This is a genomic window from Rhizobium sullae (assembly GCF_900169785.1).
GTDB lineage: Bacteria > Pseudomonadota > Alphaproteobacteria > Rhizobiales > Rhizobiaceae > Rhizobium > Rhizobium sullae.
Map to the genome: position 1 here is coordinate 1 of NZ_FWER01000085.1, position 25,003 is coordinate 25,003.

General features: G+C 56.5%; 17 protein-coding genes and 3 pseudogenes. 4 read left to right on the forward strand and 16 right to left on the reverse strand.

What is annotated here, in order from left to right:
- The 15 genes and pseudogenes from BN1800_RS36690 to BN1800_RS36770 form a co-directional block, all read right to left on the reverse strand.
- Nucleotides 1-108 (reverse strand): annotated as a pseudogene (locus BN1800_RS36690) (IS6 family transposase); the annotation flags it as partial.
- Between the two features lie 51 nt (nucleotides 109-159).
- Nucleotides 160-741: pseudogene (locus BN1800_RS36695) on the reverse strand (ATP-dependent DNA ligase); the annotation flags it as partial.
- A gap of 162 nt (nucleotides 742-903) precedes the next feature.
- Nucleotides 904-2,559, reverse strand: coding sequence for an alpha-keto acid decarboxylase family protein (locus tag BN1800_RS36705; RefSeq protein ID WP_027513786.1), 1,656 nt, complete (start codon nucleotides 2,557-2,559; stop codon nucleotides 904-906).
- A gap of 38 nt (nucleotides 2,560-2,597) precedes the next feature.
- The gene (locus BN1800_RS36710; protein ID WP_027513787.1) at nucleotides 2,598-3,422 is read right to left on the reverse strand and encodes an MBL fold metallo-hydrolase; all 825 of its coding nucleotides are present in this window, start codon (nucleotides 3,420-3,422) and stop codon (nucleotides 2,598-2,600) included.
- A 129-nt stretch (nucleotides 3,423-3,551) separates the two neighbouring features.
- A complete protein-coding gene (locus BN1800_RS36715; RefSeq protein ID WP_179213993.1) occupies nucleotides 3,552-4,580 on the reverse strand; it encodes a sugar phosphate isomerase/epimerase family protein in 1,029 nt (342 codons plus the stop codon).
- A gap of 127 nt (nucleotides 4,581-4,707) precedes the next feature.
- Nucleotides 4,708-5,646 carry a myo-inosose-2 dehydratase gene (gene iolE / locus BN1800_RS36720; RefSeq protein WP_027513789.1) on the reverse strand — a complete coding sequence of 313 codons (939 nt, stop codon included), beginning with the start codon at nucleotides 5,644-5,646 and terminating at the stop codon, nucleotides 4,708-4,710.
- A 39-nt stretch (nucleotides 5,647-5,685) separates the two neighbouring features.
- On the reverse strand, nucleotides 5,686-6,171 hold the full coding sequence (locus tag BN1800_RS36725) for a hypothetical protein (RefSeq protein ID WP_027513790.1): 486 nt from the start codon (nucleotides 6,169-6,171) through the stop codon (nucleotides 5,686-5,688).
- Nucleotides 6,168-7,292 (reverse strand): ferritin-like domain-containing protein, encoded by a 1,125-nt coding sequence (locus tag BN1800_RS36730; RefSeq protein ID WP_027513791.1) that lies wholly within the window; start codon nucleotides 7,290-7,292, stop codon nucleotides 6,168-6,170. Before BN1800_RS36730 ends, BN1800_RS36725 begins: the two co-directional genes overlap by 4 nt.
- A 102-nt stretch (nucleotides 7,293-7,394) precedes the next feature.
- Nucleotides 7,395-9,263, reverse strand: a complete 1,869-nt coding sequence (locus BN1800_RS36735; RefSeq protein ID WP_027513792.1) for a GMC oxidoreductase — start codon at nucleotides 9,261-9,263, stop codon at nucleotides 7,395-7,397.
- A gap of 97 nt (nucleotides 9,264-9,360) precedes the next feature.
- Entirely contained in the window at nucleotides 9,361-10,797 is a 1,437-nt protein-coding gene (locus tag BN1800_RS36740; protein WP_027513793.1) for a glycoside hydrolase family 15 protein, read from the reverse strand.
- 337 nt (nucleotides 10,798-11,134) lie between these two features.
- Nucleotides 11,135-11,681, reverse strand: a pseudogene (locus BN1800_RS42055) (transposase); the annotation flags it as partial.
- A gap of 111 nt (nucleotides 11,682-11,792) precedes the next feature.
- On the reverse strand, nucleotides 11,793-14,828 hold the full coding sequence (locus tag BN1800_RS36755) for an AMP-binding protein (protein ID WP_027513634.1): 3,036 nt from the start codon (nucleotides 14,826-14,828) through the stop codon (nucleotides 11,793-11,795).
- 32 nt (nucleotides 14,829-14,860) lie between these two features.
- Nucleotides 14,861-15,919 (reverse strand): glycine betaine ABC transporter substrate-binding protein, encoded by a 1,059-nt coding sequence (locus BN1800_RS36760; protein WP_027513633.1) that lies wholly within the window; start codon nucleotides 15,917-15,919, stop codon nucleotides 14,861-14,863.
- Between the two features lie 23 nt (nucleotides 15,920-15,942).
- The gene (locus BN1800_RS36765) at nucleotides 15,943-17,745 is read right to left on the reverse strand and encodes an SDR family oxidoreductase (RefSeq protein WP_342210323.1); all 1,803 of its coding nucleotides are present in this window, start codon (nucleotides 17,743-17,745) and stop codon (nucleotides 15,943-15,945) included.
- Nucleotides 17,651-21,340 carry a type I polyketide synthase gene (locus BN1800_RS36770; protein WP_087005484.1) on the reverse strand — a complete coding sequence of 1,230 codons (3,690 nt, stop codon included), beginning with the start codon at nucleotides 21,338-21,340 and terminating at the stop codon, nucleotides 17,651-17,653. The genes BN1800_RS36765 and BN1800_RS36770 overlap by 95 nt, the downstream gene beginning before the upstream one ends.
- Nucleotides 21,341-21,449: 109 nt before the next feature.
- Between BN1800_RS36770 and BN1800_RS36775 the strand changes: the two genes are divergently transcribed.
- Nucleotides 21,450-22,100 (forward strand): 4'-phosphopantetheinyl transferase family protein, encoded by a 651-nt coding sequence (locus tag BN1800_RS36775; protein WP_051336840.1) that lies wholly within the window; start codon nucleotides 21,450-21,452, stop codon nucleotides 22,098-22,100.
- A gap of 31 nt (nucleotides 22,101-22,131) precedes the next feature.
- On the opposite strand, the gene BN1800_RS36780 is transcribed toward BN1800_RS36775, so the two are convergent.
- On the reverse strand, nucleotides 22,132-23,040 hold the full coding sequence (locus tag BN1800_RS36780) for a DMT family transporter (RefSeq protein ID WP_051336839.1): 909 nt from the start codon (nucleotides 23,038-23,040) through the stop codon (nucleotides 22,132-22,134).
- A 90-nt stretch (nucleotides 23,041-23,130) separates the two neighbouring features.
- Between BN1800_RS36780 and BN1800_RS36785 the strand changes: the two genes are divergently transcribed.
- The 3 genes from BN1800_RS36785 to BN1800_RS36795 all read left to right on the forward strand — a co-directional run bounded on the left by BN1800_RS36785 (nucleotide 23,131) and on the right by BN1800_RS36795 (nucleotide 24,963).
- Entirely contained in the window at nucleotides 23,131-23,823 is a 693-nt protein-coding gene (locus BN1800_RS36785) for an ArsR/SmtB family transcription factor (protein WP_027513630.1), read from the forward strand.
- Nucleotides 23,824-24,375: 552 nt separating this feature from the next.
- The gene (locus tag BN1800_RS41825; RefSeq protein WP_027513629.1) at nucleotides 24,376-24,552 is read left to right on the forward strand and encodes a hypothetical protein; all 177 of its coding nucleotides are present in this window, start codon (nucleotides 24,376-24,378) and stop codon (nucleotides 24,550-24,552) included.
- A 192-nt stretch (nucleotides 24,553-24,744) separates the two neighbouring features.
- A complete protein-coding gene (locus BN1800_RS36795) occupies nucleotides 24,745-24,963 on the forward strand; it encodes a hypothetical protein (RefSeq protein ID WP_027513628.1) in 219 nt (72 codons plus the stop codon).
- The last annotated feature ends 40 nt before the right edge of the window (nucleotides 24,964-25,003 follow it).

The following is a 25,003-nucleotide window of genomic DNA, read 5'->3' on the forward strand; positions in this document are numbered from 1 at the left end:
CTCGACCATCCTCAGGCTCAAAGGGAACCGAAAATACAGCCAGACCGCACGGGCGATGATCTGCGGTGGAAAGCGGTGGTTCTTGTAGCTTACGGCCGGACTGTTCATCCCAACCCATTATCCGACAACCGTTAAGCCGCTGACAACGTGACATCACCGTTGATCGCCGTCTGCCTCGACCTCTTCGGAAAGTCGAATGTCGCCCTCCTTGCCGGCGACCAGGTCTTCGAGCAGATGACGCCTTCCGGACAATTCCATCTCGGTCAGGTCATGACCATCGAAGTAGAGCAGATCGAAAGCCATGAAGAGTGCTTCGCCGGATGTGCGCTTGCCGCCACGACCGCCAAGCGATTGCTGCAGCAATCCGAAATTCGGCCGCCGCCCCTGCTCGTCGAGAACGACTGCCTCGCCGTCAAGTATTGCAGTTGCCACGCCGAGCTGCTTTGCGGCTTCTGCTATCGCCGGAAAGCGATGCGTCCAATCATGCCCGCCTCTCGTGATGATCCGGACGCGCCTGGGTTCGATGTGCACCGCGAGACGATACCCGTCCCATTTGATTTCGAAGACCCAGTCCGGTCCCTTCGGCGGCTTCGCTTTTGTAAGTGCCAGACATGGCTCGATGCGCGCGGGCATGGGATCGAGGGGAAGGTTCGGCTGGGCCGGATCTCGCGGCTTGCGGGCCCTTGAACGAACCGGCATATCGGTGGCGAGCAGCGGTTTCGGTGGCGGAGATTTGACCATTCGATGATTACATCATTACATCAGGGAATGCGTAAAAGAAAACGGCATCTGAGATGATGGCAGCAACCCATGGCTACTCGCTGCCGTTGTCCTCCGGACAACTGCCTTGGATATCGGTCCAGCAAGGACTGAAGGCCCAGACTATTTGGGACATCGGCCACTCTAGTTTGCTTTCCAGTTCGCATTATCGGGGATTGACCGCTGAGGCACGACAACCTGTATGATGGACGGACTGTTCAGGTTTTCTTTGGCGGCATTTATGGCTTTCTCTAGTTCGCCATAGGTGTGCACCTTCCAGCCTTTGCAGCCAAAGACATCTGCCAACTTGCTGTAATCCCACCGGTGCAGGATGCATGAATTGTAGAACGGCTTGTTACCATGGAAAACCGATGCATCGGCAAGCCATTGCTCCACGCCATAGATACCGTTGTCTGTCACGAAGATGATCGGGTTGAGATTGAAGCGGGTTTGTGTCGAGAGGCATTGAGCGGTCATCTGAAACCCGCCATCCCCCGCAAAGACCATCAGCCTCTGTTTATCTTGCTTCGCCAGCGAAACCCCTGTCGCGGCCGGGCCGATATAACCGATCGCCGAATAGGATGATTGAACGATGAAACCGCGGCGAGCACTCACTTCAAGAAGCAGGCTCCCGAAATAATTCAAACTCGCGTCGGCACCAACGATAGTATTTCCGTCGATCTGGTGCTGAATGAAATCGTAGAAGCCCTGATATGTAATTTCGCTTGCCGGATTCACGACCGGCGCTTGCCGGGCTGTTTTCGTTGGAAGACTTTGGGCTTTGCACGTCAACCTTTTATCAATCAAGCCGTTGACGAGATCCGCCAGCGAAACCTGTGCGTTGAAGCTCGTGCCATATTTCACTGTATCCCAAGAGGCGAATGCGGTTTTATCGAGATCGATAGGCCAGCCCAAATCATTGATATCAGTCAACCAGACGCCCAGCGCCAATACGAAGTCGGAGTCTTTGACCAAAGACTGGACGTAGGGTGATGACGATTTGCCATCAAACACCCCGGCAAATTGTGCATCGTCTTCCGACAGGATGGCCTTGCTCAAAAGCTCGGTCACGTAGGGAATTTTGAGGTCTCGAATGAGCCGCTCCGCCTGGTGGTGAAGGCCAAACCGGTCGATCTCGACACCGATCCAGATCAGGGGTTTGGTTGCATTTTGCAATCTTTCGCTGATTTGCGCGATCGACTGATTGAGACTGTCTTCGTCGGATATGACCGGCGCCGCTTTTAATGCACTCGACGGACGCGTGCATTCTAGGTCCACAATATCCTCCAGCAGCTCGATATAGACCGGACGTCTTTCCGTGATGCACTGCGTCAGCGCATAATCTATGAGCATTGGCGCAAGATGAGGGCTATCGATGCGGACTGCAGCGGCCGTTATGTATTCGAACACCTGAAGATCCGTTCCCCGCCCACTGATGAAATGATGCGAACTGTAACCGGTTTGTTCGAATGTGAGCGTCTTCTTGATGCTTGGCGCACCGTTGATCAGAACAACCGGCACTTTCTCGACGTAAGATCCGGCGATCGCATTTGTTGCGCAAAGCGCGCCTGCGGAATAGGTAACGCACAGCGCACCAATTCCTTTCAGTCTCGCATAGCCGTCAGCCGCATAACCCGCATTCAGTTCATTCACCTCTTCTATGACCTGAATATCGCTTTTCTCGACATAACTGTTCACCCATTCGATCGAATAATCGCCCGCTACGGAAAACAGGTGCCGCAGACCCAGCTCACGAAGTCTGTCGACCAGATATTGCCCAACCGTGTATGTCTCGCCCATGTTCCAACGGCTCCCCTGTTGACGGCAGTTGAAGTATATTAAAACGCGCTCGCGTTATCGAATAAGCGAGGTATGTATATATCGAATATTGCGGGGCATTTTCGTTCAGGAAATCTTTCCAGCATGAAGCGCTTGAAAGTATCATTGGTGAGTCCGTCGCCGGCGGCCTCCATGGCAACGGACAAATACTCTATATTTTTGGCAACCTCGTTTTTGTCAGCCGGCAAGCCGTGACCGGGAAGGAACAGGTCATAGTCGGACAGCAGCATACCCTGCAAAATCCCAATCCAATGCTCCATGTATTTCGTGAGATAAAGGTGCGTTCCGCTGTAGATCAGGTCTTGCGCAATAAAAACACCCACGCCCGGAAGACCTATGGTGAGAAGAAAATCGATCTCCGTATCAACGACTTCATCAAATACGTATTTGACTCCGTCGATGATTTCCTCGCCGGCGCGGACATGTTTTTCGGGAATTATCAGGCTCTTCGGAGCGAGGTTGCCCATTTTCCAATGGTCATTCAGGGAATCCTCCCCATGCTGCCTCAGGAACTCTATCGTTTCCGGCAATGCATAAATTGGAATGTCGCTGAATGCGGCTCCCAGGCCGAACCAATGGTCGGGGTGCCTGTGCGACAGGTAAATCCGGTCGATCTCCTTGCCGATACTGTTGGCATACTCCCTGAATTGCAGCGCATAGGGAACGAGGAATTGCCCATCGACAAGAACAAGCTTGTTCCTGCTTTCGATTATGTGCGTTGCATTGGCGATATTGTCATCCGTGAAAGCTGAAATGAAAGTATGAATACGGATATCGCCTGCTCGCCTGACGATTTTAATGGGATCCGGCAATTGCGCCACCATAGGTATCTCCCTGATTGAAAGGTCGTTTGCTGAGGTTTGACGTTCATCCGGGCACGGCGGAGATGAGGGCTCCCCAACATTCCTGGCCAGCATTCCCGGGTTGTTTCCAGCTTGTGCGCCCGAGCGCCATCACGGATGAGATCGATGACTGCGGGACGCGATCCTTTCCTCCAATGTCTTCAGGGCGGCGCGCGCAACGTCGTAGGCGCTGTCGACGCCCGCCTCCGGCGCGTCCTCGCCGGGCCGCCAGAAGCGTCTGCGCGTCATTCTCATCGAACTCTCGAAGGGTGGAATCGCGTTAAAGACTTCGACGAGATAGGGGCCGGAATAGACCGGCTCGATTTCGTCCAGCATAATCTCCCAGGGAATCCAGCTATCTTTGACAGCGCCCCGGTCCGGCGCTGAGATATGAACGTAATTCAGCCGGCTCTGCTGTACGGCACGGGCGACATTTTTCCTGAAGATTGCCGGCCCCTGGCTTTCCATCACGACCTGGGCAGTATCGATCGTGACGCCACAGACCGGAATGTCGGCGCTTTCGAGAAAATCCAGCGCTTCCGAGACCATGGTCGGCCCAGGCGTTTCCCAATTCTTGACGGGTTCGATGGCGAGCTTCACCCTCTTCCCGGCAGAATATTGCGCCAACTCCCGGAAGATGGAGGCCGCCGCCGCGTATCGTGGCTTCATCCAATCCTGAAGCGCGTCGCTCCAGATCCCTTCACCGTCATCCGTCAGCGGAAAGATACCATAGGGGTACAGGAACGGCCCTGACATGATCGTATTCTCCCCGCCAAGCACCGAGGTGATGTCGACGCGGGATTTGAGATAGGACAAAGCCTGCTTGCGCTGTTCGTCGTAGGGCGAGGTCGGATCGAAGGTTCGCGTGGTCCCCACATTGGTTGTGAACTTCACATCCCGGAAGCCGGCCTCATCGAACGCCTTCTTGAGGCTGATATAGCTTTCGACCTCAGCGTGATGACCGACATGGGCCGGCCCTGGGGCGATATGCACATCGAAGCCGGTGTAGCCGAACTCGGTAAGGGCTTTCAGATGTCTGACGAGAATCTGGGTGTAGTCTGCGTCATTCGGCCTCAAATCCGCTGTAAACATAAAGAAGCTGAAATATATATCTCGCCTGTGTGCCTCTTCCATCTTCATCGCTCCAGCTGTCGCTAACCAGTAATGCGTGGTTCAGGATGATGTCTCGCCCGACATTGTCATGAGGCGAGATCCCTCCCCGCCTCCTGCACATTGCCATCGGGCTGAAACAACAGTCCGCGCCGGGCTACCATCCAAGCAGCTTGCGCAGATATTCGCGGCCCATTTTCGCGTATTGCAGCGGATTGGCCTTGGCCGGGTCCTGCTCTGCTTCAACGCAGATCCAGCCGGCGAAATCCGCCTCTGCCAATGCATCGAGGATTTCCGGGAAGGTCTGGATGGAGCCATCACCCGGGACCGTAAAGATCCCCGCCTCGATGCCCTGCTGGAAGGACAATCCTCCGGTGTGAATCTCCCTAACCACCCCGGCGCGAATGTCTTTCAGGTGAACATGCTTGATGCGGTGGGCGTATTTTCTGGCCAGCGCCAGCGGATCGACACCGGCAGCCGCCTGGTGCGCGGTGTCGAGAAGCATGTTGACCAGGCGAGGATCCGTCTCGTCCATGAGCCGGTGGATCGCCTCCGTCTTCATCACCCCGGTCCCCAGATGCGGGTGATAGCAGAGCCGGCGGTTACGGGCCATGGCTTTCTCTCCTGCCTCATGCAAGCCTTCGATCAGCTGTTTCCACTGGTCCTCGGAGAAATCGGGGCAATTGGGAAACAGGGCAACGGGAAGCGGATTGACCGCTCCGCCAAACTCGGCGACGACCAGATCGGCCCTGCGCGGATCGTCGCTGCCACCTTCCATGGCTTCGAGGAAGTCGAGCTGAGCATCGACATTATCAAGCGTATGACGCTTCATCGCATTGATGGTGAAGTAAGTGCTTACCCAAGGCTCGGAAATCCGCAATCCTCTGAGTTCGAGGACAGGTCGCAGTATTTTCGGGTCCGTCGGATATTTGTGGCCGACGCCACATCCGACATAGCCGGCGAGCGCCATTTCACTCAGAGCCTGCTCGTAGGGGATACCGATATCGATGTTGATGAAATCGTCATTCCACCAGAGCGTGGGGATGACACCCAGCCAAACCTTGGCGGGCGTCAGTCGATGCAGATGTGTCACCATGGCAATGATCCAGTTCTTTGAGGGCAAACGGAAGTGGCATCAGGTTTTGGAATCGAGATCCGGAAGAGCCGGAATTTTCGGCGGAAAGGCCCAGGAGCCGAAACCAGGCGCCTTGGCGCCTGCGGGGTGGGCTCCGATCGCCTTCCAGAGCAAACCCTCGATATAGGCATCGGGAGAAACGACGAAGGTGGCATCCGCGGCCCTGCGGCCAAAGCGCTCCGTCCAGGCGGAGGGCAGCTCGAACCAAGTGCCGGAATACCAGAGCTTGATCAGCGCGCGGGTGACGTCTCCCAGCAATTCATGGCCCAGAATGGTCGTGCGCACCGCCTGGATACGGGCCACGTCTTCCGGCGGCGGCAGGGCGATGAAGGCGGCCAGCAGCGCATCGGTGATCTCGCCGCCGACCACCTTGTCGAGCGTGGCGAGATAGCGTTCCGCCAGGCCCGTTCCCAGAAGATCGAAGCGGGAGAAGGCCGTCAATTCGATAGAAAGGCCGAGAAATGCCTCGAAACGGCTGCTACTCATGCGCTCACCTCCGCCTGCCGGGTGATGGCTGCCTGTTTGGTGCTGCCGGGGATCTCATAGGTGGGGCTGCCGTTCTTACCGGGATGGTTCGGCAGGGGATTGCGGACGAGTTCGAAGATCATGTTGCGGAATTCGAACATGATCGGAACGGCTTCCAGCAGCAGGCTCGGCTGGCCGTTATAGGCACGCGTCAAAAGCTGCAGAAATTCGCCATAGCGCTTGTTGAAGGCGGTCGCCGCCTCACGCAGTTCCGAGCCTTCCTTTATGTCTATGTCCACCACTTTCAGGTTCGCTTTGATGGGATAGGCGCCTTCCCAATCGACCTGCAACTGCGGACCTGTGGGGTGGCCGGGCTGGTCGCCCTTCTGGTAGTAGCGGCCTTTGACCAGCTCGTCGAAACGATAGTAATGGGCCAGTTCGTGCTCGTTATCGTCGTAGATACCGCCACCGTCGCCTTCGCCCTGTTCGATGATGAGCTCGATGGCTTCCAGGGCGCTTTTCAGATCGGTCACGGCAAACAGCTCGCCGCCGCCGGAATAATAATATTCCGAGGTGATCTGGCGCGACCTGTCGCCGGTAAAAATGGTTGTGCCCACCCGATGCGCTTCGGCTTCCAGGTATTTGATGCCTTCTGCGATGGTCGAGTAGAACTCGCCGATGCTGTAAAAATGGAGGTCCTCGTGCCTTGGATCGTTGCCAAGCGCGGTGGTATGCGGGGAGGTCTTTCGGTGTATCAGGCCCTTGCCAACGAGATGTATGGGACGCTGAGCCGGCCGCTCGATTTTCAGGAAAGTCGCCAGCGCCTCACGACCGAAAGCCTGGATGCCGACCTTGAAATCGGTCTCACCGTCCGGCAGGGAGGCGGGATAGTCGACTGCGAAGTCCGGCCTCGTAAGATCCGGCGTGCCGCCGATGGCATTGAGAATATTGGCCGCGATGGTCAGATGCAGCATTTCTTCCACGACGATCACGCGCAGAACCTGGGTTGCGTCCTGGTTGACGCCGGGTTTGATCGAGTAAAGTGCCGTCAGATACGGCGGAATCGTCGCATGTTCGAGGCGCATCGCCTGATAGAGAAATTCTTTCAGCTCATCGAGCGTCCTAATGCTGTAAGAATACATGCTCAAGCTCCATGGAAGATAAGTTGGGTGCACAGGCCGGCTTCGTGTCGCCTGCGTCGAGCCCATCGGTTCGTTCCGCGCCCAACGGATGTCGGTCTTTGTTCAATGCAGATACTTCAGAATGTCACGGCTGCTTCGGAAGCACATGGCGGCCAGCGTCAAGGTGACATTGGCCGTGCCGATCGTCGGCATGCTGCCGCCGCCCACGAGGTAGAGGTTTTCATGGTCCCAGCTGCGCTGGTTCTTATCCACGACGGAATTGGTCTTCGTCGTTCCCATGATATGGGTGCCGGCCAGATGATTGCCGCCGCGGATCGCGTAGCCTTGCTTCTCAAAGTCCACATAGCCAAAATCGCTGGCGTCGTAATAAGTATGATCCTGCGCGCCCAGACGCGCAAAGACGGTGCGCGCAAAATGGCGGCCATAGGCTGCACCCTTCATGGTATATTCTGGAACCGTGAAGGACAGGATGGGCCGCATATTGCCCAGGGGATCGGTATATTGCGGACCTACCGTGATGCGGTTGCTTTCGACGGGCATGACCTCGATCATGAAAGCCAGCAGCAACTGCCGCGAAACCCTGTCGATGACGCCGCGTCGAAGATCCGCCCCGTGAAGGTTGCGATCATCCACCAGTTCGAGAAGGTCGGAGGTCGGCGCCCCCGTGGCCCAGCCCCAGCCGTCGTTATGGATATCGATGGCGAAGGCGGCCTGCCTTTCCCGGAAAGGGCCGTCCCGCAGGTCCACGATACCGCCGGTCGAGCTGGTTCCGCGCATCGTGCCGCAGATTTGCGGCATCAGCGCCCAGTTCAACAGATAGGCATGGTCCATCAGATTGCGTCCGACAAGGCCGCTGGTGCTGGGCAGGCCGGAGGCCAGCATGAGACGAGCCGTTTCGATAGCGCCTGCCCCAAGCACAAAAACCTTGCCCTTCGCGGTGATGGTCTCATGGTCCGATGAGGCCGGGTCCTTGTAAACCTTCACCTCGAGAGAGCGGACTTTACCGCTATCCGGATCGATGTTGACCTTCGATGCGACCGCCTGAGACAGGAGTTCGACAAGCCGCTCGCCCTCTTTCCCGTTTAGCGCGAACGCCTTGGCAAGCGTTTTGCCGGCGTGGTAGCGCGCTTGCACGGGACAGAGCGGTACGCAGTTGGTATTGCCCTGGCAGCGACCGCCCTCTTCGACCTGATGCGTATCGACTGCGCCGATTGGACGGTAACCCTTCCCACCATCATAGGCCGGGTTCGGTATGCTGTTGCGCCCCTGCGGATAGGGCCTGACTTTCAGGGGATAGGTCTTGCCGTGTAGTTCGACACTGGTGCCTTCGATTCCCTTGTTGACCTGCTTGTCCAGATAGGACAGCGGCAGGCCGCGCATGGGAAAGACATAGTCGCCCGGGAAGGTCTGCTCCAGATACTGCTGGTCTTCGACGTTCGCCGAGACGCCGATTTCCCGCTCGGCCAGGCGGTAATCATCCTCGACTTCCTCAAAACTCAGTGGCCAGTCCAGCCCTTGGCCGAAAATGGTGCGCGTCTTGAAATCCGAGCGAAGCAGACGGGGCGTTTTCGCCTCCCAGTGCATGGTCGTTCCGCCGAAAATACGGGTATATGTCGTATCACTGACATAAGGGCCGGATTGAACGATATAGGTCGAGCTATCGGTTTCCCCCGCCTGCAGCTTGTGAAGCGGGCTGCGGGGCATGGCCGCGTTCGCATTCAGCGGAAAGGGCGACTGGTTATCCTTGGAGGCTGCCGAATAGAAGGTCGTCAGCAGATCGTCATAGCCTGCCAGAGTGCGATTGGCACCGGTTCCGGCTTCAAGTATCAGGACACGCTTGCCCGCTTCCGCAGCCTGCTTGGCAATGATTGCTCCGGAAATGCCGGCGCCGACGATCACGATATCGTAGTCGCCAGACGCTGCGACGGTCTTGGCATCGGCTTTTATCGCCGATTCGAGGGGAAAAAGCACTTCGGTCCTCCATTATTTCCGGAAAGCGGCATCAGGCTTTGCCGATCACGCCGCTCTGGGCTCAATCGAGATTTCAGGCCGGACGTGCCTGAAATCGTCATGATCTTGGGACGCGCGACTTTCGGGGTTTGGCCTTGGCGGCCAGGGCGCCGCCGGAGCGGGCTCTGACTGCAGAGAGAAAAGAGGCGTAGCTCCAGGTCAGGTTCCGGACACTTTTCTCATAGCCAGTGGTTCCATCGAACTGTTCGCTCAGTTCATAGTGATCGCTGTGATAGACGATGGCGCGCAGCATGAGGTCAGACGAAGCCCGCAAGGCAACCGACGCGTCGGCGGCGCTGCTGGATGCGCCAAGACCCAGTTCCGCGAAGAAGGGTTCAGAAAACTGATCGAGAGGGATGGCGCCGCTGGCCTCGATGGCATTGGCAAGCCGATATTGAAACTCGGCGAAGTTAGCGGTGCACAGAGCCCAGGGATGCCCGCCGACCACCGGAGCCGCCACATCGCCATCGTAATGGTCGCCTGGATAGCGCCCGAAGAGTGGACCGAGTCCTTTGGCTGCGTCGGCGCCATTGATCGGGTAATAGTTCGAAGACGAAGGATCGGCCCACTGGCGCCGCAGGATGGCCGCCGTTGCCAGAAGCTTGGTATCGGTCGGCTCGATCCCGCCATAGCAGACCGAAGAGACGATATCGATGTTGGCGTCGTAACCGGCTTGCGCTGCGGCATCCAGAACGCTCACATAGAGCTGCCCATTCCAGTGGATAGCCAGCTGGATTTCCAGCCAAGAGATGGCATCGGCCACCCCGGCAGGCACCGCAATGCCAATCGTGTTTCTGGCAATTTCCCGGAAAAAGCGCAACTGTACGGCTCTTGCGAAAAAGGAATAGCCCTCATATTCCTCCCAGAGATTTGTGGTCTTGTCCTGGTAAACTTCGAGAAGATAAGAGAGGTTCGTCTCGACCAATTGTTTGGCGATTGTCTGCGTGGAACCGTCCAGCTGATCGAACAAGGTCAGGATCGCAATCGACTGAATGGCCGGCCCGTCATTCTGCTCCGACCACGGACGAACCTCACCGGTGATGGTGAAGCAGGCATGGCCAAGTGAGACGGTCGCCGAATTCTTCGCATTCGCCTGACAGAGCGCGGCGAAGTTCACGTAGTCGATCAGGCTTGGCACACCTCCGCCCGGAATGGGCGACAAGCCGGCAAGCGCGATCTCGATGGCCGTAATAGCTCCATCGCGGACCCAGTTGAAAACATAGTCCTGGTCGACACCCGGCGTGTTCACTGGATAGGAGGGTGCGGCGATGACGCAGCCCGGGACCGAAAAGACGCTGGACGATGCCGGATCCTCGATGACATAGCCATCGCTTGTGATGTTGCGCATCATCAGAAGAGAAAAATAGCGCGACAATGCAACCAGATCGGTCTGCGCGAAGGCGGGCGCCGGTTTGACTGCAGGCGCATAAGCGCCGATAGTCGGGCCTGCATAGGCCGGGTCCGCAACTGGCTGACTCCATAATGCAACTGTCATTGACTCACTCCAAAATCGGTTGAGACTTGCCGGGACCAGATAGAAGAAAAATCGCGGACGAACGGGCGGCGATGCGCTCCTAATAATTTCCGTACAGCGTATTTATGGTTTCACGTCAGATGGTTAGCCGAGGTACTTTACAGCCAGCCCCCTCTGCACGACGACTTCCTCAAGAAACCCTCGACCAAAAGCGGGTTCATAGATCATTTGGCGATGATGTGTTACATTCTTAGCTTGATCTTTGTTGTTATGCAATGATGAATTGTAGATATATGTCAAAATTAAAAATTATCATCAACCGCCAGTTAAGCTGTCAGATCCGAGAATAGCACCGCTCGGTGCCGATCGCTCGCTTACGCCCGCCTCGCGCGCACCGTCAGCTTCTCCTCCCGATAGAGCCGGAAGAGCCTCTCGTGGTTCACAAAGTGTCCCTCGCGCCTAAGCAGCACATGAATGCGTCGATCTCCAAAGCGGCGACGTTTGCGCCAAAACCTTCATTCGCTCGCGAAGGCCATGATCGTCGTCGCGTCTCATTTCATAACGGATCGTCATCCGGCAAAAGCCGATGGCTTTACACGCCCGCCGTTCGTTCATCCTATGTTGGCTCATCAGTTGCGCGAAAGAGTTGCATTGTCGCATTGTCGAGCATGGCATCCGCCCGTAGCCACTTCAGCCTGGTATTCTCGTCCTCCAGCGTCTTCAGCCGTTTGGCTTCGGACACGTCCCATGCCGCCGAACTCGGCTTTCCACCTTTAGACGCTGGCGTCGCTGACGCCGTGCTTGCGGCAAAGCTCAAAGACCGGCGTGCCTGCCTCGTGCTCCTTCAATATGCCGATGATCTGTTCGTCTGTGAAACGGTTGCGCTTATTCCCTGGTCCTCGCAATGGGCCAGAGCTTACTTCAGAATGGAATATTTCAACCGGGCACGGTCACTGGTGAAGAGCGGGTTGCGCAAGAACGCGTTCACTGGAACGGTCTTCGTGTTTCGGCACGCCTCACTCCCGCAGCGAAACTCTCGCTGACCTTCTTGCCAGCGCAGCGTTGTGCCGACGGCTCGCAGCATCGATGATCTTGTTGTTCGCTCTTTCCGTTCTTTCCGCTGAGCGATTGTTCAATAACCTCTCCACGTGCTCCGCCTGGCCGATGATCGTTGTATGAACAAAAAGGTCAACGACGTTCACTTCCACGCCATACGTGCTAGACAATCGTCTTGCGAGTTCGACAGTCAAGATGGATGAACCGCCAGCGAGGAAGAAGGAGAGGTCCAGCGGTGGCTCATCTATGCTCAAGAGAGCTGACCACATGGCGGCGATGCGATCACGTATGCTTCCATCTGGCAGCTCGATTTCCCTTTCCTGTGAGAACTGGGGGAGATCAACTGTTTGAAGCGCCTTGTAATCGACCTTTCCGTTGTAGGTGAGAGGCATTTTTGAAAGATAGATGAACTGTGAGGGGATCATGTAGTGCGGCAGAATTTCGGCCAATAGCTTTCTTACTTTGGAATCACGTTGCCGATTGATCGACCAACTCACCGATTGAGGCATCTGATGACCAAGGATCCGAGATAGATGTCTCCTCTCGAAGAGAGATGAGAAACTATTAAGCGGTGTCACGCAGAGATCGACACTACCCTTTGTGATCGGTTCACTCCACATGATGCGAACTGCCCGCCGTTTTGCTGTTCCCCATCTGCGAAAATCCTCAAGGGTCAGGTCTGACGTCGGCGTTAAGGGCAAAACTTCGGCTTCATCTCGCCCGACAGAGGCAATAGCGTCATGCTGTCTCTGTACCTTTTTGCCAAGAACTCGTGGGTTGGGGATCTGTCGCAAGATGAATGCGTCCGGAGCTGTTTTCAGCCATTCCGACAGATCGCTCGCCTTCGGCACATCATTCTCGAAGTCGTAAACCGCCGCGACATGGCAGGCGGTCCGTTCATCCGAATCCAGATGCAATACTGCATCATAACGAAAGCGCGTCATTTCGTCATCGCTTTCACCAAGTCGCAGATCCAAGTCGGTGGCAGCCACTCTTCGTTGGCTCTGTGTGATCCGTGTGAAGTCGGCCGGATCGAGCCAAAGCTCGCCGCGGCCGATGGTCTTGATCCGCTGTTCAACATCGGCGTCAGCACTGCCGTCATTTGCGGCAGCCTTCGCGGCAATGCGTGCCATAACCGGCTTCATGGATGCGGCAGGAATGTCGCCGACGACGATCTTTCCACCATGCCGGCAAAGCGCAATCGCCTGCTGCAAAACGGCGGCAAGATAGCCTTCGTCTGGAAAGTACTGGACCACGGAGTTCAGCAGGACGAGGTCAAAAGGCCCCGACACAGCAGTCCGAATATCGTTGGCCGCCACGCAGGTCAATTGCCAGCGGCGGGATTGTCCAAATTGCTGCGCCAGCCGCTTTTGGGCTGCTGCGACAGCCGCACTCGACAGATCACAGCCCTGATATTTGACGAGGCCTTCCCTTAAGAGGCGCTCGCCAAGCAAGCCCACACCGCAGCCGATATCGAGGACGCTGCCGGGCGAGAACTCTAAGACGCGATCTGCGGTCGCCTGCGCCCACGCCTTGATTTGGGTTTCGCCGATCGGTTTTCCGGTGAAGGTCGATGTATATCCCGTTCCCTCGGCAATACTTGTTTGCCCATGGAGGTCGTAGGCTGCATCCCAGACCGCGCCCCAGCTTTCGACCCTCTCCTCAAGCTGCGGAGCAACAATGAACGCGGTCAGGCACTTTTCACTCGACCTCGTTTCAGTGAGCTTGACTGCCGATTGTTCTACGAACGGAAGACGATCGAGCGCTCGTTCGATTTCACCAGGTTCGATACGAAACCCATTCAGCTTCACCTGGCGATCTTTGCGTCCGACATATATCAAGCAGCCATCCTTGCGCTCTACGACCAGATCGCCCGTCATGAAGCGATCAAGCGGCCCGTTCTCAAACGCACTTGTGAATTTCCCTTCATTCAGGTCCGGGCGTCGGAAATAACCTCCACTTACACCGGGGCCATCGATGCGCAGCTCACCATCCCCCAGTTCGCCATCGGCCTTCTCAATTGCGTAGCTGGTCCCTGGCAAAGGATAGCCAATTGGCACCGCTTTTCCGGGATCTTCAAAATCTGCTTCCGAGAGGCAATGGTAGAACGACCAAATGGTCGTCTCGGTCGGGCCATAGAGGTTCCATGCGGCCCTTGAACGATCGAATAATTCTCGCGCCAATTGGGTCGGGAGAACTTCTCCTCCGCAAAGGGCACCGACATTGCAGTCGGGAATCCAACCCGAGGAAACGATCATGCGCCACATAGTTGGTGTTGCCTGGATCAGGCATCGCTCTCGCCCTTCCACGAGCTTGATCAGGGCATCGCTGCTTCTCGATTGATGATCGTCGGCAAGAATCAAGGTACCGCCATTGGCCAGCGGAAGAAGCAGCTCGAGCACGGAAATATCGAACCCAAACGTCGTCGCCGCCAGGATCCTGTTCCATCTGCGAAAATCGACGACCTGATCGATCGCGTCCAGGAAGTAGTCGAGATTGCACCGTCTAACCATCACGCCCTTGGGCTGGCCGGTCGATCCGGACGTGAATATGACATAAGCCAACGCTTGCTCATCGAAAGCAGCGACTGGCAGAATGGGATTGCCAGCAAAGCTAATCTCGTTCAGCCGCATTCGGTTGCGGGCGGGAAAATCGCTGCCATGAAGTTCGTCATCGACGATCAACAGATTGAGATCAGCCAATTCGGCAACCAGTTTGTTTCTTGCTTTAGGCGAATCCAGGGGCAATGGGACAAACGCGGCCCCGACATTTAGAACTGCGAGAATCGCAGCAACCATATCGGGAGAGCGTCGAAGATGGATGCCGACGCGCGAACCGACATAAATGCCGGCTGCGAGAAAATGCTTGGATATTGCAGCCACGCGAGCGGCGAGGTCTTCATAGGTGGTAACTTCGCCGTGAAACTCTATCGCTGGGTGATCAGGAGTTCGCCAGCTGAATTCTTGAATTTTGCGCAGCAAGTTTAAGTCGGCCATCTTACATTCTCCAGCGAGAGCGTTGCGATGAATTAGTGGGAGAGCGACGCGGCAACCCGCGATCGGACGGGATCGGAGACCCATTTCGTCCAGGTCGTCTGATGATTTCTCAGAAAATAAAGTGCGGTCTCGTCAGGCGTGGCCCTTTGCTTATGCATGTAAGCCGCAAGCTCGCCCATCGTCTTGGAACCGATGAACATGGCCCGCAGGAAGGCAACAACGTCCGGGTTTTCACCGACCATTTTCTTCGTCGCATATTTCAGGATTGGAATAGTCTCATAGGCGCAAGCTCGTTCAGCCGGAACGCCAGGCTGAAACGGCGTGAGCAGCTTTTCGATTGCAGCCCAGCAAGCGGGGTCGTAAGCAGGTTCCTTCAGAAGCGTCAGGTCGATCATGGTCGGCAGCGCACTGGGAGCCCAATAATAGGTTATGAACGGACGCCCCGCCTCGTATTCCTTCAGAATGGTTTCGTTCAGCTCGTTTTCTGTTTTTGGTTCGATGGATTTGAGATCATTATCCAGCCCGTATGTCGCAAGCTTGATCAGGTTGATCTCCCGGCAAGCCCAGCCGGGTATGCAATTGATGAATTTGGCTTGCCTGTCCGGATCGCGTTCGCGAAATGCTTGAAGATATTTGCGAAGATCCTGAACGCTGCTAAGATCGGGGGCGAGGGGCTTGATGCCTCGGGCGGCATCTCCTTTGATGACATAGGTGGGAACATAAAAGCCCTGCGAGGCACTCTCGTAAGTTTCGCCGAGCTCGACAATCTTGCCGTCTGTGACCTGTGCGCTCACCCATTCCGCCATGAGGTTGTTGTACATTTCCAGATTGACGTCCATCGTTCCGCTTCTCATCGCGTTTTGCATTTTCGGAACATTGGAATCGACGTCCACGGCTTGGCGCCCGAAGCCGTGCTTGATCATGTAAATGGCAATCGCGTTGCTGATTTGGATGTTCTCCCATCCCCCGTCGTAGAACGTGATCGGCGCTGATTGTGTCTGCCCCAAAACGCGTTCTGGGCTTAACGAGAACATCATCACAAATGAAAGTGCGGCAACGTTGATCGTGGCATTCATCAGTTTCAACGACATCGGAATCTCCATTTGAAAAACAGTCAGTTGGACGAAACAATCCTGATGTGACGTGGCCTTGCCTGAGAGGCATATCCCAGAAGAATTTGGGCAGCTGTCTCGATCAGAAAGGAGCTATGGGTTTCCATGAAATAGTGGTCGCCCGGGCAGAAATGGGTGTCTAACGGCAACATGGATTGCTCGCTCCACGCCAGGATATGTTCGCCGGTCGTGTAAGGATCGGCCCGACCGCCAATTGCCGTGATGGGCGTGGCAAGGGGGTGTTTTGGCTGATAGATGTAGGTGTTGTTAAGCTCGTAGTCGGCTTTGATGACGGGGAGCATGAGAGACAACAATTCGGCATCCTTGAAGAGAGCCTTGTTGTTTGCGAAGTTGACATCCTTAAGCATGTCAATGAAATCCTCTTCGGTTGCAGCTCCGGAACGAGCTGCCGTCGCACCGAATTGGACAGCGTCAATAGCCGCCTGTCGTTCATTATAGATCTGGGGAGCTCTCGACCCGGCGACGAACAGATGATGCGGATGCAATCGATATTCGCGTTCCAAGCGATGGGCGAGTTCGAAAGCCTGGATACCGCCTACGCAATGACCGAAGAAGGCAAATGGCCTGTCGAGGTAGTCAACCAAGACAGGCGTCAGCTCATCAACGAGATCATGCATCCTCGTATGCGGCCGCTCAGCCAGCCGTGAGCCTCTTCCGGGCAATTGAACGATAGCCACTTCGATGTCATCTGGAAGTTGGTCGGCCCAGCCATTGAAGACGGCCGGTCCTCCGCCGGCATACGCGAAGCAAACAAGCTGCATGCTCGCATTTTCATTCCGTCTTGGAATGATCAACGGTTCACGTCGAGCAGGAAGAACTGCAGACGGCGGAGCAAGGCGCACACCCGTTTGGGTTTCCAGTTGATCGAGGATTATCTTGGAGATGTCGGCGATCGAGGCACCGGAAAAGAGCGGGCCAAGGGGTAGGACCACGCCGAGTGCCTTCAGGGCGTCGCGCAATTCCAAGGTGGTGAGAGAATCGAAGCCCAGCCGATTGATCGCTTCGTCTGTCCTAACCGTTTTCGGGGATGTACCAAGGGTCTTGGCGACGATCGCGGAAATACTCGAAACGACAAAATCCGTCCGCTCCTCGATGGGAAGCGCGGCCGCTTCGTCTTTGAACGGGCGTTTGGATGTTCGTCCAGTGCCGACAACGCTTGTCGGTTTGGGGCATGTTACTGCCGAAAATAGTGGCGGAATTCGTCGATTGAACTGGTCGAGATAGCTTTGCCAGACGATTGGAAAAGCGCCGTAGATCCCCGAGAGGCCGAAAAGGCGCGAAAGCTTCTCTACCCCTTCATCGGGGGAAAATTCCCGAATGCCCATGGCGGCAAGACGCGCTTTCTGTCGGGCACCGAAAGAGGCCGACATTCCGTCACCTGCCCAGGGCCCCCAGCAGATCGCAAGCGCCGGGAACCCCTCGCAAGCGCGCTTCGTCACGATTGCTTCCATGGCGGCATTTGCGGCCACATAAGCAGCCTGCCCCTTAAACCCCAGCATGGATGACAGAGAGGAAAAGCAGATGAAGACATCCATCTCGCACGAGCGCGTGAGTTCATCGAGCACGAGCGTCCCATGAAGTTTTGGCCTCAAGGCTCTGTCGAGGGCGTCATGGGCAACATCCGCAATCATGCCATTTTCATTGACGCCAGCCGCGTGAAAGACGCCCTTTAACGGGAAGCCCGATACCTCAATATCGGAAAAAATCCGCGCCATATCCGCGCGGGACGCTACGTCGGCCCTTTCGAAGCGGAGGTTTGGAATGCGTTCTCGAAGGGCTTTCAGTTCGCTCCGCTTGGTTTCGTCTTCGAGNGGCCCTTTCGAAGCGGAGGTTTGGAATGCGTTCTCGAAGGGCTTTCAGTTCGCTCCGCTTGGTTTCGTCTTCGAGCGACCTGCCGATGAGCAGAATGTTTTTAGCGCCGCAATCTGCAAGCCATCGCACCAGCGATCTTCCGACGCCGCCAAGTCCGCCCGTGACGAGATAGGTGGCATCATCCCTGAAAGCGAGCGACCGCGACTCTGCTAGTTCCACATCCTCAAGTCGGGCAACAAAGCTGCTTCGGCGTCGAAGTGCCGTCTGGTCGGCCAAATCACCGCGTAAAAGCCGTGCGACTACAAGATCCGTCGAGGATTGGTCGAAGTCGATCACACTGTGCCATATGTCGCGGTGCTCCTGCCCGAACACCGTCGCGACAGACCAAATGGCGGCCTGGGCGGGCACGACAGGAAGATCCTGGTGATCGATGCTGACCGCGTTGCGCGTCAAGATCTGGACCTTGAGGTCTATAGGGCCATCGAAGGCGGACGCGTCGCGCACAAAGCGTAGCGCATCAAAGATCCCTTGAGTGGCATCTGGTCCCGCCTGCGGCGCTGTTTCACCGTCTTCCTGTGACGACGCGAAGGCCACGTAAATCAGTCGGCATTCCGGGGCGTCTTTTCCGGTCGTCGTGTGGCGGAGCAGCGCCTGAATGTCAGCGATATTGATTTCGTTGAGATACATCACGATTGGCCTGTGGCGGCCCCAACGCACTGTCTTTGCCGCTTCGGCGGTAATTTGTCGCTCAAGCAGGTTGACCAGTTCGGTTGCTGCAGTGTCCGCGCCACCACATACGAGGAGGATCTGGGGCAGCGGGCTGTCTGCTGAACGATCCGCCTGTTCTTCAGGACGCCAAAGCGTTCGATGAAACCATCTCTCATCGACCTTATCGTCAACGCCCGGCCAATATCGCCGTCTTTGGAATGGATAGCTTGGAAGAGGAATACGCCGTCCCTTCCTGTCCTCGTAAATGGCCGCCCAATCAATCCCCGCGCCACTTTCAAAGAGTTGAGCCAAAGCAAGCGCATCCTGCTCGCAATCATCCACGTTCTCACTCAATGCTGTAATCCAGGCAGTGTTTTGGATTGCCGGTCGATCGCTGGCGCACATTTTACCGAGATTTGAAAGGACGGATTTGGGGCCAATTTCCAGGAATGTCGTTACACCCAGTCGCAACGCGGTTTCGACGCTTTGTTCGAAAAGGACAGGTTTTAGCAGCTGTTTGCACCAATAGTCGGGACTGGTCATCTCCTGCGAGGAAATGCTTCCCGTTACATTTGCGATGATTGGAAGCGTCGGTGATGAAAAATCGACAGACTTCGCATGATGGGCGAAATCCCCGACTATGGATTCCATCAGCGAAGAATGGGACGCTACCGAAGCGTTGACGATCGAATGACTGACGCCGCATCTTTCCAGCTCTTCACGAAGGGCCAGTATTTCCTGTTTTTCGCCCGATACAACCACGCTGAGCGGCGCGTTCTTCGCGGCGATCGAAAGGCTTGACCCGAATTCTCTGATCAATCGACGCGCCTCGTCGAGGCCCATGGCAACAGCCAGCATCGCACCGGCCGGACGAGCGTCCTGCATGAGCCGACCACGCGCCCCGACAAGCCGCAGAGCTTGGTCGAATGGGAGAATTCCGGACACGCAGGCGGCAGTGAATTCGCCCAGGCTATGTCCAATGAGGACATCGGGTTTGACCCCACGCGCCAGCCAGAGCTTTGCGAGCGCATATTCAAACGCCAGCAAGGCGGGCTGTGTGTAGCGCGTTTGATCAAGCAGCTCTTTGCTCACCAGGGGAGAGAACAATAGGTCGAGGAGAGGGACGCCGCATTCGTCCGTGACTAGTGGATTTGCGATATCGATCCAGTGGCGAAAGACCGGTTCAGTTTGGTAGAGAATCTTGCCCATTCCGGGGTATTGGGATCCTTGGCCGGTAAACAGAAATGCCAGCTTGCCGTCTTGGCTGGGAGCGACTGAAGACGTGCGCTTCGACGCGACGTCAAGCTGCTCGGCAAGGTCGGCCGCGCTCGTCGACACTGCCGCGAAGCGGTAGGGGAAATGTGCAAGCCCTGTGTTTGCACTGTAGCAGACGTCTGATGGCTCTGGTGCCACCGGGCCAAGGAGATAGTCGCGGTATTTCAGCAGCAGGTTGCTCAATGCCTTTTCGGAATCCGCCGACAACGCGAGGACGTCTGGCCTTTGTCCCTTCCGCTCTTCGTCGGCCGATCGCTGCCGAGGAGCTTCCTCCAGGACGACATGCACATTCGTGCCGCCAACACCGAGCGATGTCACGCCTGCCCTGCAAGGCGCCTGCGCGGGCCAATCTTCCGGCGCGGTATTTATGTAGAAAGGTGTTCCGTCAAAGGAAATTGCCGGATTTAAACTTTGGAAGTGCAATGTTGGCGGAATGGTCCGATGCTGCAAGGCCAGGACCGCCTTGATGAGACCCGCAATACCCGCCGCCGCCGACAAATGGCCGATGTTCGTCTTAACCGAGCCGAGAGCGCAGCGGGCCTGCTCGTTCGAAGACGGTGCGAATACCTCAGCCAAGGCGCGCACTTCGATCGGATCTCCCAGCGGCGTTCCAGTTCCGTGGGTTTCGATGAACCCAATTGAATTTGCCTCGACGCCGGCATTGGCAAGCGCCTGTCTGATGACGTCAGCCTGTCCCCGCACGCTCGGCGCACCAAAGCTCGCTTTAGCGGCGCCGTCGTTGTTTGCGGCAGAACCTTTGATGACAGCGTGAATGAAATCTCCGTCGGACAACGCGTCGTCCAGACGTTTGAGAGCAACAACTCCTGTTCCGCTGCTAAAAACCGTTCCATCAGCAGCGGCGTCAAAAGCCCGGCAATGGCCCTCACGCGAAACGATACCGCCTGCCTGATGGATGTAACCTACGCCGTGAGGGATGAGAATCGATGATGCGCCAGCAAGGGCAACGTCGCATTCTCCCAGTTGCAGCCCCTGGCATGCCAGATGCACCGATAGCAGACCGGTCGAGCACGCGCTCTGCACGTTCAGGCTTGGTCCGCGCAGGTCGAGTTTGTAGGACGTTCTTGTGCTGACATAATCCTTGTCGTTTCCAAGCATGACCAGGAAGCCTGAGGCGCTGTCGAGAAAGCGGTTCGTGCCGGGGACCTGATATAGATTCTGCAGAAAATCCGTCGAATAGGTGCTTGGTCCCACACCGCCGTAAACGCCGATCAGAAGCTCGCTTCGCCTTTGTGCGTATCCCGCAGCCTCGAGCGCTTCCCAAGCGCACTCCAGAAACAGACGATGTTGAGGATCGATCGTTTCGGCCTCTTTCTCCGACAACTTGAAGAACCCGGCATCAAAGGCGTCAAAATTCGGTAGATTGGCTGAAACTTCAACATAGTCGCCGCCATCGATAACCTTGTCCGCCACACCGAGGCGGCGAAGCTGCTCGCGGGAGACTGGAACAATGCTCTCGCGGCCCTGCTTCAAATTCTTCCAGTATGTGTCTACGGTGTCGGCGTCGGGAAACCGGCATGCCATTCCGATGATCGCGATTTCGTTCCCGTGGTACGTATCTTGCATGACGTTGCTTTCTCTCAATGAAATAGACGTTGCGTACACTCGACTGCGGCGCGTGCACCTCACCGATTAGTCCGAAAGTCATGTCGTAGAATGATCGCTAGGGTTTCGTATGCTCCTGTTTGATGCAAAAGTTTTAGATGAGAGCTGCCGCTACAAAGTGTACGACGCATCGCCGCACATCCTTGGCAGGGAGCCGTTGCCGCAGGCCATCCTGGACCACCTGCCCGTAGACGAACTGGAAGAGGCGGGCGCGATTTTCGACAGGGCCGAACGCACGCGCTCGATCTTGTCAAAGTTTATTTTGAGATCCGAGCTATCTCGGGAACTCGGCATAGCGCCTGCGTCGCTAGGCTTTGCCAAAGGCCGATACGGCAAGCCGCTCCTCTTCGAGCCCGTTTCGAACCTGAGGTTCAACGTTTCCCACTCCGGCAATTTCATCGCCATTGCGATCAGTCCCACTGACGTCGGCATTGACATCGAAAAGCACCGTGTAATCGAAGATGCGGAAGGCATGGTCTATGACTACTTCTGTAGCGACGAACATCAGTGGCTTATCGAAAGCGGCGTCGAGAACCGAATGCCTTCATTCTTTACCTTGTGGACTCGAAAAGAGGCGTTGTTGAAGGCCATCGGAACCGGGTTTAGCACGCCCTTGAACCGGATATCGGTCATGGATGGAAACATCATTGCCGGGCAGTGGCGACTGGAATCCATAGTAGCTCCTCAAGGTTACTCTGCTGCCGTCTCGTGGCAGGTTTGATCAACAAGAACGAGCGATACGCTTTGACCATTCAATTGGGATTGGACGAACCTTGGACCGCGCGAACGCGACGGAAATTTCCCGCCCAGCCCAGCTGAACACCCAACGTACCAAGCATGATCAGAAGCAATCCGGCCGCCTGAAGCAAATCGATGGGCTTGTCGTAAACCAGCAGATCGACGAGGATTGCAACCAACGGAAAAATGAACGCGAAAACGCCGATAACAGGTGTTCTAAGGCGCGGATAGGCTGAGAAAAGCAGCACATAGGCGATGCCGGTGTGCAAGATCCCCAAAGAGATGAGCCACTTCCACGACTGCACGGGCACCGGGGCGGCCAGATCCGCGAAAGGCGACAGTAAAAGAGCACCGACGATCGTCTGCACCAGGGTTGTGACCTCAGGCCTCTGCGCGCCCAGTTCTTTGCCAATGATCGTGCCAACGGCATATAAAAACGCGGCCACGAGTGAAAGACCCACGCCGGGAATCCATGAGCCATCGCCGCCCGTCGTGCCGATCAGGCCGGTCGACAATATCAAGCCGACGAATGCAAGAACGATCCAAAGGATCTCTGACGCCTTTATGGTTTCGTGCAACGCCAAGGCGCCAATCAAGACGACAAAGAAGGGCTGTACGTGATAGATAATAGTTGCAGTCGCAATACTGGAGAATTTGTATGCTCCGAACAGGGCCACGGAACTTCCGATATTGCCGATGCCTCCGATAGCAGCATATATCAGCAACCTTGGTGAGAGATTAGCCGGTGCCAGATGGCCAAATCCGATACACCACACCAGAAGGAACACGGTCGCGACAACGCAGCGCCAAAATACGGTGGCAACGGGCGGCAGGCCCGCTTCAACCGCGAAGAGGCCGATCGTGCCAAATATCGCATTGGCAACAGCGAGATTGGCGGCTGCCACCTTCGGATTTTTGAACATTCGGCCCCTCGCCAAGTGCACGTAATCACAACCAGAAACTTGACATATCACTAATTGGTGATAGATGACGCCAAAACGTAGAAGAAGTCAATGACAAATGAATTAGAAGTAGCGACAGCCATCGCCAAGATGCTCGCCGACCCTCTGAGACTGCAGATGCTTCAGTGTCTCACCTGGGGACCGTGTTCGGTCGCGCAGCTTGTCGAGGCGACCGGAACGTCCCAATCAAATGTTTCCAACCACCTTCGCCGCCTGCGTGCGCATGGCCTCGTGGAGGCGGAGAAGAATGGCCGGATGGTCATTTATCGCGTCGCCTCGCCGACAATCGCCGAGGTGATTGCCTCGCTCTCTTGGGCCGCCACCGGCAGCCGAACGATGACGACAATGCATACGCCGGATGCTCTTCGGCAGGCGAGGACATGCTACGATCACCTGGCCGGCCGCATCGGCGTCCAGATTATGCAAGGTTTGATTGGCTACGGTGCGTTGACGGAACCTGCCTTCCCTTGGGATGATGTCCGTATCGGGCCTAACGCGCGGGATGCATTCGATCGATTGGAACTGGACTACGGCACACACGAAGAAACCCATTCGCATAGGCGATTAGCTTTCGCCTGCCCCGACTGGAGCGAACATCATCAGTTTCATTTAGGCGGTCACCTTGGAGCGGCGCTCTGCCGGCACCTCCTGGCGAAGACATGGATCCAGCGGGACGCCGACCGCAGCGTCACCGTAACTGCGGCGGGGAAGCAAGCTCTGGCATGGCTGACCGGCCAAGAGTAGGCAAAAGCAGTTGGCGTCACTGGCAGAACAATGAAAGCCGAGGCCAAACTGTCCAAAAAAGCGGGTGGCCATATGCAACTGGCGATGCCGCTACACTGCCGCGCGCCTCTTGCGAAGGCGGGTCTCTTTTTGGCGCAGTTCCATAACTCTGTTTATGCGAGATGTTATAACATAACACGATGAGAACGTTTGGCCCATCGGCTCTCCGTTGTCCGAAGATCATATACAAATTCTGGTCAGTAGGCTGGTCGTGAAATTCCTGGCTGCCACAGCAAGGTAACCGGATCTCAGCGGCAGCGAAGGGCCGTTCGTGAGAGACAAGACGATCGAAACCGAGCGATGAGGTGAAAGCGCCGGCCGGGAGCAAACCAATCCCGCTCTCATGCGATGGCGTCCTGGCCCGGGTCCGGATCTTGCACGATCAACCCGCAAGGGGTCCGCTAGCGAGCTGCGGCCGCTCACGGCTTCGCCATCGCGGTGATCGCGCCCGTCCCCGTGCCTTTTTGGAGCCATCGAGCGGGAATTGGCCCGCTCCCAGATGGAGCCTCTCAAATGTCGCATGATCTCTCTCTCGCACAGTCCCACGCCTTCCAGCTTTCGCGCGACCTGATGGTCCCGGTCACCGTCTTCGAAGTCGATGGCGAATATGGCGTCCTTCCCTCTGACGAGATCGACGCAAGCGACGACCTCGAGGTCATCCATGAATTTCATCCCTGGGCGGCTCATTGAGCCGCCTTGCCGTTCCGGCTGCCGCTTGCGAGCCCGCGGCCGCAAGGGAAGCTCCGCCATGGCCGGTGCAAATTTGCACCTTGCGGGCCATGCCCTTGCGGCCTTTGCTCTTCGCGCCTGTCCAAAGCTGTCCCGCAAAAAGCGGGAAGAAAAGAGATGGAAGGTCGGCCGCAACGCGGCCGGAAGAGAGATATGAAGCGAGACGAGATCGAACGACTACGAGAGACGGTGGGCTGCCAGGCGGTGTTGGAGGCGGCCGGGTTTGCCCTTGATGTCAAAGAAAGCACGAAGCGCGCGATGAAGTATCGTCGCGGCAGCGAAATCATCATCGTCACTCACTCCGGCCGGGGATGGTTTGATCCCCTTGGCAATGAGGCTCCAGTACATTATTGGGACGCAGATATACGGTAGGCGGTTTTCCGCTCAGGATGGAGCCGACCTGATCGGCAGG